The organism is Persicimonas caeni, from assembly GCF_006517175.1.
GTDB lineage: Bacteria > Myxococcota_A > Bradymonadia > Bradymonadales > Bradymonadaceae > Persicimonas > Persicimonas caeni.
Map to the genome: position 1 here is coordinate 6,719,658 of NZ_CP041186.1, position 12,768 is coordinate 6,732,425.

The window sequence follows — 12,768 nt, forward strand, 5'->3', positions numbered from 1 at the left end:
GGGACGACGGACGACGTGCGCGAGTGTTCAGGAAAGCAGCCGTGCGAATCGGCGAAGCTAGCAGATACACCGCAAGCAAGTAAGCCTCGCCGGGCTGGTCGGTGTGGGGCCGCGCTAGCCCGTATTTTGCATAGCCGCGGCGATGCCGTTGAGGCTGAGCAAGAGCGCGTGACCCAGCGCCGGGCATTCGGTGTCGTCAGCGGTTTGCCAGCGTTTCATCAGCTCGATCTGGATGGCGTTGAGCACGTCGGTGTACGGATTGCGCACGGCGATGAGGTTTCGGATGGTCGCGTTGTGCGACAGCAACACATCGGCCTGGGTAATCGTGAGCAAGACATCGCGGGTGCGTTCGAACTCGGCGGCGAGTTTGTCGTGAAAGCCGTCGTCGTCGAGCTGGGCGTAGTGGCGGGCAATCTCGAGGCGAGCGCGCGCCATCTCGAGCTGGGCGTTGTCGATGACGCTTCGGAAAAACGGCCACTCGGCGTACCAAGCGCGAAGTCCGTCGACGGTGCACTCGTCCTCGTCCAACGCGTGCTTCAGGCCCGTCCCCACACCATACCAACCGGGCAGATTATAGCGCGTCTGGGTCCAGGCGAAGTTCCACGGGATGGCCCGAAGTTTCTCGAAGCCGGCATCGTTGCCGCCCGAGCGCGACACCGGGCGCGAAGCAATCGGCAGTCGGCTGATATGCTCGATTGGGGTGATACGCTGGTACCACGGCCAAAACTCGGGGTCGTCGATGAGTTCGCGATACGTGCGCATCGAGCGCTCGGCGACCACCTCCATGAACGCGTCGCGAGAGGTGTCTTCGGCGCTCGACGCTCGGATGCCGGCCTCGACCATCGAGTGGACCAACTGCTCGAGGTGGCGATGGGCGATGGCGTCGAGCGCGTAGCGAAACGAGATGACCTCTCCCTGTTCGGTCAGCCGGATGCGCCCCGAATAGGCTTCTGGCGGAAGGCCGAGGAGGGCGCGCTTGGTCTGGCCGCCGCCGCGGCCGACGGTGCCGCCGCGGCCGTGGAAGAGGCTCAGGCGCACGCCGTGCTCGCGACACGCCTGCGCCAGGGCCCGTTGCCCCTTGTGTAGCGACCAATTCGCCATCCAAAATCCGCCGTCCTTCGAGCTGTCCGAGTAGCCGAGCATCACCTCTTGGGCGCGGCCGCGCCCGTCGAGTTGCGCCGCATACGCCTCGCTCGAGAAGAGCTCGCCCATGAATTCGGCGGCGCCGGCGAGGTCGTCGATCGTCTCCAAGAGCGGGACGACGTCGATGGGCACATATCCGCGGCCATGCGCGCCGTGTTCGCCGCTTCCGCGCTCCCACAGGCCCACCTCTTTGGCGAGCACGAGGACCTCGAGCAGGTCGCTGACTTCGTGGGTCATGCTCACGATCCAGGCGCGCACCGACGCCGGCTCGCTCTGGTGCGCCCGGCGGGCGATGTCGAAGACCTCGAGCAGTTCGCGAGTCTTGTCGCTCAGCTCGGCGCCCACCCGTGGTTGGAGAGGCCGGGGCGTAGACAACTCGGCCTCGAGAATCTCGAGGCGGGCGGCTTCGTCGAGGTCTTCGTAGTCGTCGGTCACCCCGGCGATGCTCAAAAGCTCGGCGACGGCGCTCTCGTGGACCGAGCTATGCTGGCGAAAGTCGAGCGCGGCCAGGTGGAAACCGAAAGCCTCGACCTGCACGAGCAGGTCGGCCAGCTCGCCGTCGGCGAGGCGGTCGAGACCCATCTGACGGAGCGCTGCGCCCACCACGGTGAGGTCCTGCCCAAAGGCTGTCGAGTCGTAGCGGGGCGTGTCGGGATATTCGTCGAACGCGCCGGCCTTGGATGCCTCGCGCAGCTTGGCGAGCACATAGGTGAGCTTCTGGCGAAACGGCTCGTAACGGTAGTTGCGCTCGACCAGGCGCCGCTCGGCGTCGTCGAGCTCGACGTGCTCGGCGTCGGCCTCGATGGATTCGAAGAGCGCGTCGGGCACTGGCGCTTGGCGCCGAGAGACGCTCAACTTGTCGCGAAGCGCCTCCACGGCGCTCTTGTGCTTGGCCAGCGCGACGCGGCGCTGCTTGTCGAAGGCGTGGCGGGTCACCTCGGGGGTGACGTTGGGATTGCCGTCGCGATCCCCGCCAATCCACGACACGTACCGCAGCACATTAGGCACCGCCGGCGGGTCATCGAAGCGCTCGGCGAGGGCTCGGCGAAGGTCGCGATGGATGGCGGCAATGCTGTCCCAGATGGTCGTCGCCAGAAAGTACAACCCGAAGTCGAGCTCGTCTTCGACCCGGCGGCGTTCGACGCGTACCTCGTCGCTGGTCAGCATCAGCTCGATCTCCGAGCGCACCTCCTCGGCGGCGCGGTCGCGCTCGACCGGCGTGAGCGCTTCGCGGCCGAGTTCGGTCAACCGCGCGGCGATGCGCCCCTGTATGTCGAGCAGCGTGCGGCGCCGCGCTTCGGTGGGGTGCGCCGTGAGCGTCGGCTCGATGAGGAGGTTGTCGAGCAGGTCGGCGACCTTGTCTTTCTCCCAGCCTAGCTCGTCGAGGTGCTCGATGGCCTGGGCGACCGACTCTTCGCGCGGCTCTTCGCGTGTCGCTCGGCGCTCGCGCTCGCGGTTGATGCGCGCAATCTCGAGCTGCTCGGTGTTGTTGACCAGCCGAAAATAGGCCGCGTAGCTTCGCAGCACCCCCTCGAGCTCGTCGAGCGAAAGGTCTGCGACGCGCTCGAGCAGTCGCGCGGCGTCGCTGTCGGCCTTCGCGCACTCTCGCAGAGACTCGACCGCCTCGAAGATCTCCTCGCCGAGGTGCTGCTTGATGGAGTCGCCCAGCATGTGGCCGAGCAGGTTGACCTGTCGGCGAAGGGGCTCGGTCAACGCCTGGTTTTCGGGTTCTTCGAAGGTCATGGGCCTGCTCCATCTGCTCAATCTTTGTGTTCGACGCGCCCGAACCTACGAACGCTGCGTGCCATGACAATGTGAGCCGTTGTCCCCGCGCTGGACGCGACGCGATGCCACCCTACCTTTCGCGTTGTCTTCAGGGGGGAGGCTTCGCGTTGTCTGCAGGGGATTTGATGGGGACACGATCGAAAATGACGCGTCGGGTGTTCCTGTGGGGGCTGCTCGGCTTGATCGCCTTGGTCGCGGCGGCGTGGGGCGCGCTGCAGACCGAGGCAGCCCGCAAGTACGCGCTCGACGAGTTGACCGAGTTGCTCAACCGCAAGCTCGCAGGCGAGGTCGCCGTCGAGCGGGTGACCGGCTCACTTCTTTGGGGGGCGACGCTGCACGACTTCGAGCTGCGCGATGGGCGCGGCAACTCGGTGCTTCGGGTGGACGAGGTTGACACCACCTACGCGCTGGTCACGCTGCTTCGCGGGGACCTCGTCTTCGGACGAGTCGAACTCGAGCGCCCCGAGTTTGTCGTTCGCCGCTACGACGACGGGACCCTCAACCTGTCGACGTTGGCCGAGCCGAAGGGTCCGGATGAGCCGCCCCCCGAGCGTGGACCCGAGCGCGACAAGCTGCAAATCTATCGGCTGGTGGTGTCGGACGGCACCTTGCACTACGAAGACGAGACCTTCGAGGACGTCGATGCGCGCGCCAACTTATTCGTGTCGACTCATGGCGCCGTGCGAAGCTCGATCGACTCACTCGGGTTTAACACCTCGGCCGGGCCGCTCGAGAGGTCCGTGTCCGTCGTCGTCGACACGGCGAGCGTGGACGTCCGCGCAGGGGAGGTTCGCTTCGCCTCCGACGAGGTCGTCGTCGCCGAAGACTCTCGTTTCGACGATATTCGTTTCTCCCGCAAGCCCAGCGGCGAGGACGCAGACCAGAACGGCTCCTCCCACCTGGCCGGAGAGGTCGAGCGCATGAAGATTGCCCCAACGCTCGCGCTTGCGCTCTCGGGAGACACCGCCCTGACTTCGCCGGTCGAGGCGACGCTGACCTTCGAAGGACCGGCGGATAACTTGGGGGTCTATGCCCAAGCGAAAGTCGCGGGAGGCGGCGAGATCGACTTGCGAGGCGCGTTCGAGCGCCCCGCCTCTACGCTCGACCTCGAAGTTCGAGCCGACTCACTCGCCCCCGCCGCCTGGGTCGACATGGACGCGGAGGACATCGCGGTGGGCGTGTTCGAAGGGGACCTCCACGTCGGTCTGACAGAGCAGCGGCCCGTCGACTACACACTGACGGGGTCGGCCAGGGGCGTGCGGGTCGAAGGGCGCACGGCCGAACGCGCCGACTTCGATCTCACGGGCAAGTGGGTGCGCGGTGCGCCTGGTGCGGACGAAGGCCTCCAAAGACTCACGGCCAAGGGGACACTATCGCTGCGTGGATTCGAGGCCGACGGAACGCGAGCACGCCAACTCGATTCCCGGGTCGACTTCGTACACACGCCATCGCGTGACACGGGAGATATCCGAGCCGACCTCGACCGGCTGGTGGTCGACGAGCGCGTCTACGGTTCGGGTCGCGTCGAGCTCGATCTGGAGCCGGGCGGGAAGTTCCGGCTCGACGTGCGCGCGGTGCCCGAGGCGGCGCCCGACTTTCCTCTCCGACTCGACGCTGTGGGCGTGCACTCGGAGGCATTCGACTCGTTCGAGTTGTCGCGGTTTCAGGTGGGCGGGCGCGGTCTTCTGTGGAAGCTTCGCGAGACCGCCCAGATCAGGATCACCGACGAGGCCGTCGTCATCGAGTCGCTCGTACTCGTCGGGCCGGGCCAGCCGATTCGCCTCGACGGAACCTATCCGCTCGACGGCACGCTCGCCGCCATCGCCGAGCGCCTCGGCAACGCAGGGCTCGATGCGCTGATGAGCGGCAAGCAGATGCCCGCCGTTCTGCGCGACGCGTTGCCTGAGAACCTCGACAGCCTCACCCCCGAAGAGATCCGCGAAGCGATTCCCGACGAGGTCGAAGAGCAACTCTCCGACGAGATCAAACGGCGGCTACGGCTGCCGAAGTTCTAGCTGTCTCGGCTGCATGTGAGGGGCCGAATCCGTGACTTTTGGCTTCCGAGCACCATCTTTAGCTCACGTTCTACAGTGAATCCGGTACTCGAATAGTCGAACTGCGGAGGTAAGATGCTCTCACGTGAAGAAGTGGAGAAGATAGCCGAGGTGCTCGATGGAATGCCCGTTTGGGGCTGCATTCCCGGAAGCCCTGCTCAGAAGGCCGGGATTCAGTACGGTGACGTTTTGCTGCGCGTCAACGGCTGCAGGGTCAAGTGCTTCAAGGAGTATGCGGCCGCCCAGAAGCTCGACAGCCGGAAGATGACCGCCCAGGTAGCTCGTGAGGATGAAATCTTCGAGGTCGAAATCAATCTCAAAGATCCTGAGTGGCGTCCCGAGCCCGAAGAGACGTTCAAGAAAATCGCCGACAAAGGGTATATGGCCCGCTTGTTGGGGGATGACTCGGGGAGCGACGACAAACGAATCACCTGAGTAGTGGAGCGCAAGATTTTCGCACGGGCAGCGGCTGTGCAACTTTTGCGCAACACGTGTTGCAACAAAGTGAGCCTCTCGTTCGACATCATGTGTCGACGGCAGGCTCATTTCCTTTTTTAGAGGTTGGCATAGTACTTGCTGGTATTTGTGGTAGATCAATCGCGATTGACATCTCCCGACCCGTGCAAGTCCATTATGACGTTTCGCTTCCCGCGCCTGCTGAGCCCCGAGTCATCCGACTCGGTCGCCCCGAAACACCGAACCACAGATGCTGATGGCCGTGCCTTTGCGTCCAGCCGAACCCGTCAATTCCCCACCTTGAAAGACACATCGTCCGACGGCGGCCTTCCTCAGGTGCCCCAGGGCGAGGGCGGCTTGGGAGACGAGCAGACCGATACCTTCGGTGCGTTTGCAGCTTGTCGAGGTGCCAAGGACTGTAACGAGTGTCCTCACCGCCCGGTCGAGATTACCCATGGCTGCGCCGAGCAGTCGCTGATTGTGCCGCCCCAGGCTGCCTCTTGGCTGCACATGCTCGAGGACTACGAAGGGTACTGGTTGGTGGAATGGACCCAGGCGGACGAGTCGACCCCGATTCATCTCGTGGTCGGGGAGGGGCGAGTCTTCTACGGCATCGCGCGGCAGTGTGGCTCGTGGCTCGACTCTACGTTCGACGAACGGCACGAGGAGCTCAGCGCGGACTACCGGGAGTATGTGAAAGAGCGTCGCGCCGATGCCAACCGCGTCGCGATGCTCGAGCTGCTCGTCGATCTCGACAAGTTCGAGGTCGACGCACAACGAAAGAGCGCCTTTTTGAATCACTTGGCGCGTACGCTCGCTCCCGGGGCCAACGGAAAGGGGAAGCGTTGGCGTCTCGACTCGCGCTTGTTCGAAAACCACTCGTTTCTGTCGTTCCAGCCCGTCGAGCTGCTCACCGCCATCGGGCGGCAGTTGTGCCCGGTCGACGACCTCGAGGAGCGACTTCGCTCGATGAACGTCGAGCCCGACGAAGGGTGGATCTTCACGCGTGACGGAGATCGAAGCGGCGCTTTCGTCTGCTCGACCGAGTCGCTTCCCGAGAGTATCGACCGAATCCGCGAAGTCTCGAGCATTGCCGATACCACACTGGCGGCGGCCACCGGCGTTGGTAAGGATGACGGCAAGATTAAGCCAGTCGTCAGCGTCCACGGCGACCACTTCTGGATGGCGTTGGCCGACGAAGAGGTCGTGGTCGTCACTCGCCATCCCCTGGTGCACCTGGGGCGCATTTGCACAATGATCGACGATTTCCGCGCGGCGTGACCCGCGCCGGCTCATCGTTCCGCCTTCTCAAGACCTACTCGGTGCAGTAAAGTGCCTGCATCGTTAAACGGTAGTATCGAGGTGAGCGGGACGATGAGCGACGAGACGAATCCTTCTGGAATGACCGTGGCCGAAGACGACACCCTGCCGATGGGCGTGGAGGTCTCCAAGGTCGACCTTCTAGCCACGGTCGTCGACGCGGAATGGAAACGCCCGGCGGGGCATGTGCGCACTGAAGGCGCGCCGGCCGAAGCCTACTGGTGCGAACACCAAGGCTGCCGGCTGCGCTTCGAGCGGACCGGGCGAATCTGGCAGGGCTTTCTCGACATGCTCGACGCCGGCGAAACCCTCGAGACGGGGGCTTCCGAGAATATCGGAAAGGTCGCCCGCGAGCTCAAAAAGCTCGTCGAGCAATGCCGCGTCTCCTGACGACTCATCACGGTTGCAGGTTGTCGTACGCTCGTTCGAGCGCGTCTTCGTCGAACTCCGCGGGAACCTGACACTCATCGCAGGGCTCGCCCAACTCGGGGCGGATATCGTCGCTATAGATCATCGAATCGTAGCAGCGCCCGTGGGCGTGACGGTCTCTGGCACTGGCGCTGGCAAAGGGGCCGCTTAGCGCCGGCCGACCTCCATGGTCATCCCTGCATCGCTCAGTCGGTCGACCAGCGCCATGCCCATGGCCGACGCGGGCGTCAGGATGCCTCCCTCGGTGCAGTCGTCACATTCGTCGAACGCCAGGCACAGCGCCGACTCGGCGAGCATCAGGGCGGTGGCGCCGTAGCCCGGGTCGGAGTCGGCGGCGATGGTCGCCTCGACCTCGAAGGACTCTCCGGTCTCGGAGATGCCGCGCCCGAGGTGCTTCACGCGGAAGAAACCGCTCTCGATCGCCTCGCGGCTCGGACCTTCGCCGGGGCTCGGGAGGACGTATTTTCGAAGGAGATTGCGCGTCGGCGTCAGCGCCATCAGGCCGGCGAACGCGCCGAGGCCGGCGGTCAATCCGGCGGCGCGCAGCGCGCCGGTCACGCCCTTGCCGGTGCTGGTGGTCTCTTCGTAGCTGAAATCTCGCCCATACGGATAGCCGAGCACCGCGTTGCTGCGACGCACGATCTTTTCGTTGATGCGCGCCATGATAAACGGCGCAGTCCACAGGTCGGCCTTTTTGTCGTGGCTCACCGACGTCTGAGTGCTTCCATCGGGGCCAGTTTGCTCACCTTCGGGGTTCAGCGAGTAGGGATGACCCACCACGCGTCGCAGCTCGGGCTCCTTGCCCAGCCGCTCCATCAGGTTCGACATGCTGTCGAGCGTGCCGCCACTGAAGCCTCCCTTGGCGCCCATCAAAAACATCTTGTTTTCGCGGCAGGGAGCGCCGAACTCGCGCTTGGCGAAGTCTTGGACCATCAAGGTGCCCAGGTCGCTGGGGATGGAGTCGAACCCGCAGCAGTTGACGATGCGCGTCTTGTTCTCGCGCGCCTGGTCGTGGTGCGCGTCGATCATCTCACGGATCCAGTGCACCTCGCCGGTCAGGTCGCAGTAGTCGGTCTGCTTGTCGACGCACGCGGCGACGAGCTTGCTGCCGTACTTGTCGTAGGGACCGACGGTGGTGCAGACCACGCGAGTACGCTCGGCCATCTCGTCGAGGCTCGGGCGGTCGGTGGCGTCCGCGATCACCAAAGGCACCTTCGCCGCCTGGCCAAACTCGTGCATCAGCTCGTCTCGCACTACCTCGAGCTTAGCCCGGTTGCGCCCGCCGAGGGCCCAGCGAAGCTCGTCCTCGCCATAATGGGCGGCGAAGTACTCGGCCACGAGGCGCCCGGCAAAGCCGGTGGCGCCCCACAAAACGATGTCGAATTCGCGGTCCTGGCGGTCGCTCATGTTCCTTCCTGGAGTAACTGGCCGTTATGTGACGGGTTCAGCTCCTCCGGGATACTCCACGTGTCGCTCCGTTTCAACCCGCCGCGTGCCGACGCGTTCGTGGCGACGCTCGCGGAATCGGTGCGCCAGCACCACATACAAAGGCCCGGCGATGAGGCCGAAGAGCACGTGCGCTGCCCAGTTGACCACGCTTCGGGCCGCGATGAACCACTCGAAGACGGCGGTAAAGAAGTAGAAGTTGACGATATAGAGAAGAAAGCCGTACCCGGCGCCGATGGCCGCTGCGAGGGCCGTGCTCTGGCGGCGCACCAAGACGGCCAGAGCGACGGTGAACACCACCGACAGAATCAGGTGAGTCGTCACGCCGACCAAAAAGACCCCCAGCTCGAAATTACCCGGGGTGAACGGCATCGGGTCCGCGCCGTAGGCGAACATCGACATCATGTGCGGTGGCCCCCAAAACCAGCCTCCGATGGCTGGAGTGAGCGCCATCTCGAAGAGCAAGAAGACAACGCCGGCGACCAAACCGGCGATGGTCGCCGCCTTCATGTCGATGCGAAACGGCTCGTACAGATCGAAGCCACGGTCGTGGCGGATGTGTTCTCGGTGTTCGACGGTCATATACTCCTCCCTGTGAATGAGGAACATTCCCACGCGCCGAACGCTCCGGCCACGCGGGCCAGACTACCCAAATTTGAGGACTATTTAATCGCCCTCAAGGTTTCAAACTCGTCCGCTTCCACCCAAGATGACGAATGATCGAGGCAGCCGAGCCAAGAGAGGTCTGATGTGAGAGGAGAGCCGACAGTCGCCCATTCGCTCGTGCCCGCACCTCCCGAGCATTTCGTGACACGCGACGGCGCGGGCCTTCGCGTCGGCGACCGGCCTTATCGCGTCTTCGGCTGCAATACGTATTACCTGATGGCGTGGGCGGCGGATCCGAACCTGCGCCGCCACGTCGACGAGGTGCTCGATACGGCGGTTCAATTCGGCCTCAACACGGTGCGCACCTGGGCGTTCAACGACGGCGAGGACCAGTGGAACGCGTTGCAGCCTCGCCCCGGCGAGCACGACGAGCGAGTCCTCGAGGCCCTTGACTATGTGGTCTGGCAGGCCGGTCGGCGAGGGCTTCGGCTCATCTTAGCGCTGGTCAATCACTGGGACGACTATGGGGGACGGCGCCGATACGCCGCGTGGAGCTCGACGGCCAAGCGCGCCGACGACTTCTACCGCGACGCCGCGTGTCGGCGCTGTTATCGCCACCACGCCCGCACGCTCGTCGAGCGCACCAACTCCTATACCGGCCGCGTCTACCGCGACGACCCCACCATCTTGGCCTGGGAGCTCGGCAACGAGCCGCGCTGCGCGCGCGACCCGAGCGGGTTGACCCTGCAGTACTGGCTGGAGGAGATGTCGGCGCATCTCAAGGAGCTCGACCCGAACCACCTGGTCGGTACCGGTTTGGAAGGCTTTTGGGGCAAGTGGCGCGAAGGGCGCTACAACCCGCCGCGCTGGCTCGGCGGGCAGGGAAGCGACTTCCTGTGGAATCACCAGCCCGACACGATCGACCTGATGAGCTTTCACGTCTATCCCGACCACTGGCACATGGACGAGAAGGCGACGATGCGCTGGATTCGAGAGCACCTCGATGCGGCCGCCGAGCTCGGTAAGCCGGCGGTGATGGGCGAGTTCGGCAAGCGAGGTCCGCGTGCGCTGCGCGAGCGTTGCTTTCGGAAGTGGCTCGATGCGACCACCAGCGCAGCTACCGACACGGAGCACCCCGCCGCGGCCGGCGCGCTCTTCTGGGCGCTCTACCACGACGATTACCCCGACTACGATCGCTTCGGCGTCTACCGGCGCCACGAGAGCACCGTCGACCTCCTTCGCAGCTACACGGCCCGCTGAGGGTTACTTCTTCGCGCGCATCAACTGCATGTAGTAGCGCACGATATTTTTGTAGTTCTCGACGCCGATGCGCTCGTCGACTCCGTGGATGCGCTTGGTGTCGTCGGCGGTCAGCCGCATGGGGATGAATCGATAGACGTCGTCGGCCACGTCCGTGAACCAGCGCGAGTCGGTGCCGCCCACCATCAGGCCGGGGATGACGACCGTCTCTTCGCCGAAGATCTCGCGGGTGGTGCGGCGCACGTGCTCGAACGCAGGTGTCTGACTGCTCGACACCGGCGAGGGGTTCGAGTTGAAGCTGCCTTCGGCGGCCTGAATCTCGACGCGCTCGTCGTCGATGACCTCTTCGACGTGTCGCATCACGTCGTCGCGCGTCTGGCCGGGGGCGATACGGAAGTTGACGGTCGCCCGCGCCGTCTTCGGCAGCACGTTGTCCTGCACGCCGGCGTTGAAGATGGTCACCGCGGTGGTGGTGCGCACGGTGGCGTTGGTCTGCTTTTTCTTCTCGAGTTGGCCGATGAGCACCGGCTCGAGGAGCCACAGATTGGCGAAGACCACGCGCATGGCCATGGGCATCTCCGGGCCGACGGCCTCGAACATCTGGCGGGCCGGAGCGTTCAACTCGGCGTCGAACTGGTTGTCTTCGAGCCGCTTGACCGCCCGCGCCAAGACGCCGATGGCCGTCTCGTTGGGCGGCATCGACGAGTGGCCGCCCTCGGCCTTCGCCGTCAGGTGCAGCGTCATGAACCCCTTCTCGGCCAACCCCACGAGCGCGACCGGCTTGTCGACGCCGGGCATCATCCCTTCAGTGATCACCAGCCCTTCATCGAGCACGTACGCCGGCTCGATGCCGCGTTTCTCGAGCAGCGCCGCCATCTCTTTGGCGCCGCGTCGGCCCCCGATTTCCTCGTCACAGCCGAACGCAAAGATGAAGGTGTGCCTCGGCTGCGCGCCCGCTCGGAGCAGCGTCTCGGTCGCCTCCAGGATGCCGAGCACCCCGGCCTTGATGTCGAGCGTGCCGCGCCCCCACACGTAGCCGTCGGCGACCGCGCCCGAGAAGGGCGGCTTCGTCCAGTCCTTCTCCTCTCCCTCTTCGACCGGCACCACGTCGAGGTGCGACATGAGCACCGCCGGCTTGGCCTCCGGGTCTCGGCCCTCCCACGTATACATCAGGCTGCACGGGCCGACCTTCTCGCGGTCGAGCTCGGCGTGCACCCGCGGAAACGAGGTTTCGAGGTAGTCGGTCAACGTCTCGAAGGGCGCGAGCTGCTTGTCGGTGTACTGCGCCGGCGAGAGGGTCGGTATCCGGACGGCGCCGGCCAGGCGCTCGACGGCACCCTCATCGACTTCGGGTAAGTCTTGCGGCGCAGAGACCTCGGGCTGGACGGACTCGACCCCGGCTGCGCGGACCAGCAGGATAGCGGCGAGCACGACGAACGCGGCGGTTAGGCCGCCTAACACTGTCATCACTAATTTCTTCATGTCGCACAGCTTACTGGGAACGGGCGCGGAAAAGAAGAGGGGCCCGCGTTTCGCCTGGACTCGGTGGCGGTGATTCGCCCGTCGACTCTGGTCGGCGGCCGCTGTGAGTCTAACATTGGTGTGTGAATTCGGAGGCGGCGAAATCAGACCTGGAGGTCCCGATGTCCCTTCTGACGGGCACACCTGATACTCGCACCCAGCATTCCGAGGGCTTGGGGTTGTTCAATGTCTTTTTGGCCAAGGGCATTCCGGTCGCGCTGGGAATCATTGGCGTCATCATCGAAGGCTGGGGAGGCATTTCGTGGCCAGGCGCGCTGATCAGCGGCACCGTCGCGGCCGTGGCGATGAGCGCCTTCAATGGGCTGGGGCGTGCCCTCGGGCTGACGGGGCTTCGCTTCGACGAGATGCTCGGCACCCTGATGGCCGAGCCGCGTACCACCGGGGCGCGCGCGCTGGGGATGTTCATCCACCTGGCCTTCGGCGCGCTCTTGGCCGTGGGCTGGGCCTACACCATGGCCTTGTTCAACTGGTCGACCAACTGGTTCAGCGGCATGCTCTGGGGCGCCTTTGTCGGCGCGCTCGCCTTGCTGCTGGTCTCGTCGATGGGCGTCATCCACCCCAAGATGCGCGAGCATCGCCAAGAAGACCCGGGGCCGGCGGGGACCAACTTGGGCAGGATGACACCGGTGTGGGTGGGGCTCGCCCACCTGGTTTACGGCGCCACGATGGGGTTGTTGTACGCAGGCGTCTTCTTGGAATGAGCTGATTGCACCTGAGAATAGTCGGG

10 protein-coding genes are annotated in these 12,768 nt (G+C 64.8%); 6 read left to right on the forward strand and 4 right to left on the reverse strand.

Features of this window, described 5'->3' with window-relative positions; translation table 11 throughout:
- Positions 1-114: 114 nt before the first annotated feature.
- On the reverse strand, positions 115-2,886 hold the full coding sequence (ppc, locus tag FIV42_RS24950; RefSeq protein WP_141200326.1) for a phosphoenolpyruvate carboxylase: 2,772 nt from the start codon (positions 2,884-2,886) through the stop codon (positions 115-117).
- Between the two features lie 185 nt (positions 2,887-3,071).
- On the opposite strand from ppc, the gene FIV42_RS24955 reads away from it, so the two are divergent.
- The 4 genes from FIV42_RS24955 to FIV42_RS24970 all read left to right on the forward strand — a co-directional run bounded on the left by FIV42_RS24955 (position 3,072) and on the right by FIV42_RS24970 (position 7,148).
- Complete coding sequence (locus FIV42_RS24955; protein ID WP_141200327.1) at positions 3,072-4,943, forward strand: DUF748 domain-containing protein; 1,872 nt, start codon at positions 3,072-3,074, stop codon at positions 4,941-4,943.
- A 114-nt stretch (positions 4,944-5,057) separates the two neighbouring features.
- The gene (locus FIV42_RS24960) at positions 5,058-5,417 is read left to right on the forward strand and encodes a PDZ domain-containing protein (protein WP_141200328.1); all 360 of its coding nucleotides are present in this window, start codon (positions 5,058-5,060) and stop codon (positions 5,415-5,417) included.
- A 321-nt stretch (positions 5,418-5,738) separates the two neighbouring features.
- Positions 5,739-6,719 carry a hypothetical protein gene (locus FIV42_RS24965; RefSeq protein ID WP_141200329.1) on the forward strand — a complete coding sequence of 327 codons (981 nt, stop codon included), beginning with the start codon at positions 5,739-5,741 and terminating at the stop codon, positions 6,717-6,719.
- A gap of 93 nt (positions 6,720-6,812) precedes the next feature.
- Positions 6,813-7,148 carry a hypothetical protein gene (locus FIV42_RS24970; RefSeq protein WP_141200330.1) on the forward strand — a complete coding sequence of 112 codons (336 nt, stop codon included), beginning with the start codon at positions 6,813-6,815 and terminating at the stop codon, positions 7,146-7,148.
- 186 nt (positions 7,149-7,334) lie between these two features.
- Here FIV42_RS24970 and FIV42_RS24975 read toward each other — a convergent pair whose 3' ends face one another.
- Complete coding sequence (locus tag FIV42_RS24975; protein WP_141200331.1) at positions 7,335-8,594, reverse strand: saccharopine dehydrogenase family protein; 1,260 nt, start codon at positions 8,592-8,594, stop codon at positions 7,335-7,337.
- 24 nt (positions 8,595-8,618) lie between these two features.
- A complete protein-coding gene (locus FIV42_RS24980; protein ID WP_141200332.1) occupies positions 8,619-9,215 on the reverse strand; it encodes a hypothetical protein in 597 nt (198 codons plus the stop codon).
- Positions 9,216-9,440: 225 nt separating this feature from the next.
- Between FIV42_RS24980 and FIV42_RS24985 the strand changes: the two genes are divergently transcribed.
- Complete coding sequence (locus tag FIV42_RS24985) at positions 9,441-10,499, forward strand: glycoside hydrolase 5 family protein (RefSeq protein ID WP_141200333.1); 1,059 nt, start codon at positions 9,441-9,443, stop codon at positions 10,497-10,499.
- 3 nt (positions 10,500-10,502) lie between these two features.
- Here FIV42_RS24985 and FIV42_RS24990 read toward each other — a convergent pair whose 3' ends face one another.
- A complete protein-coding gene (locus FIV42_RS24990; protein WP_141200334.1) occupies positions 10,503-11,981 on the reverse strand; it encodes a M20 family peptidase in 1,479 nt (492 codons plus the stop codon).
- 161 nt (positions 11,982-12,142) lie between these two features.
- Between FIV42_RS24990 and FIV42_RS24995 the strand changes: the two genes are divergently transcribed.
- A complete protein-coding gene (locus FIV42_RS24995) occupies positions 12,143-12,742 on the forward strand; it encodes a hypothetical protein (RefSeq protein ID WP_141200335.1) in 600 nt (199 codons plus the stop codon).
- Positions 12,743-12,768 lie beyond the last annotated feature (26 nt).

Excerpts from the sequence above, each read along its gene's own strand:
- ppc (WP_141200326.1), bottom strand. The coding sequence starts at position 2,886 with ATGACCTTCGAAGAACCCGAAAACCAGGCGTTGACCGAGCCCCTTCGC.
- FIV42_RS24955 (WP_141200327.1), top strand. The coding sequence starts at position 3,072 with ATGACGCGTCGGGTGTTCCTGTGGGGGCTGCTCGGCTTGATCGCCTTG.
- FIV42_RS24960 (WP_141200328.1), top strand. The coding sequence starts at position 5,058 with ATGCTCTCACGTGAAGAAGTGGAGAAGATAGCCGAGGTGCTCGATGGA.
- FIV42_RS24970 (WP_141200330.1), top strand. The coding sequence starts at position 6,813 with ATGAGCGACGAGACGAATCCTTCTGGAATGACCGTGGCCGAAGACGAC.
- FIV42_RS24975 (WP_141200331.1), bottom strand. The coding sequence starts at position 8,594 with ATGAGCGACCGCCAGGACCGCGAATTCGACATCGTTTTGTGGGGCGCC.
- FIV42_RS24980 (WP_141200332.1), bottom strand. The coding sequence starts at position 9,215 with ATGACCGTCGAACACCGAGAACACATCCGCCACGACCGTGGCTTCGAT.
- FIV42_RS24990 (WP_141200334.1), bottom strand. The coding sequence starts at position 11,981 with ATGAAGAAATTAGTGATGACAGTGTTAGGCGGCCTAACCGCCGCGTTC.
- FIV42_RS24995 (WP_141200335.1), top strand. The coding sequence starts at position 12,143 with ATGTCCCTTCTGACGGGCACACCTGATACTCGCACCCAGCATTCCGAG.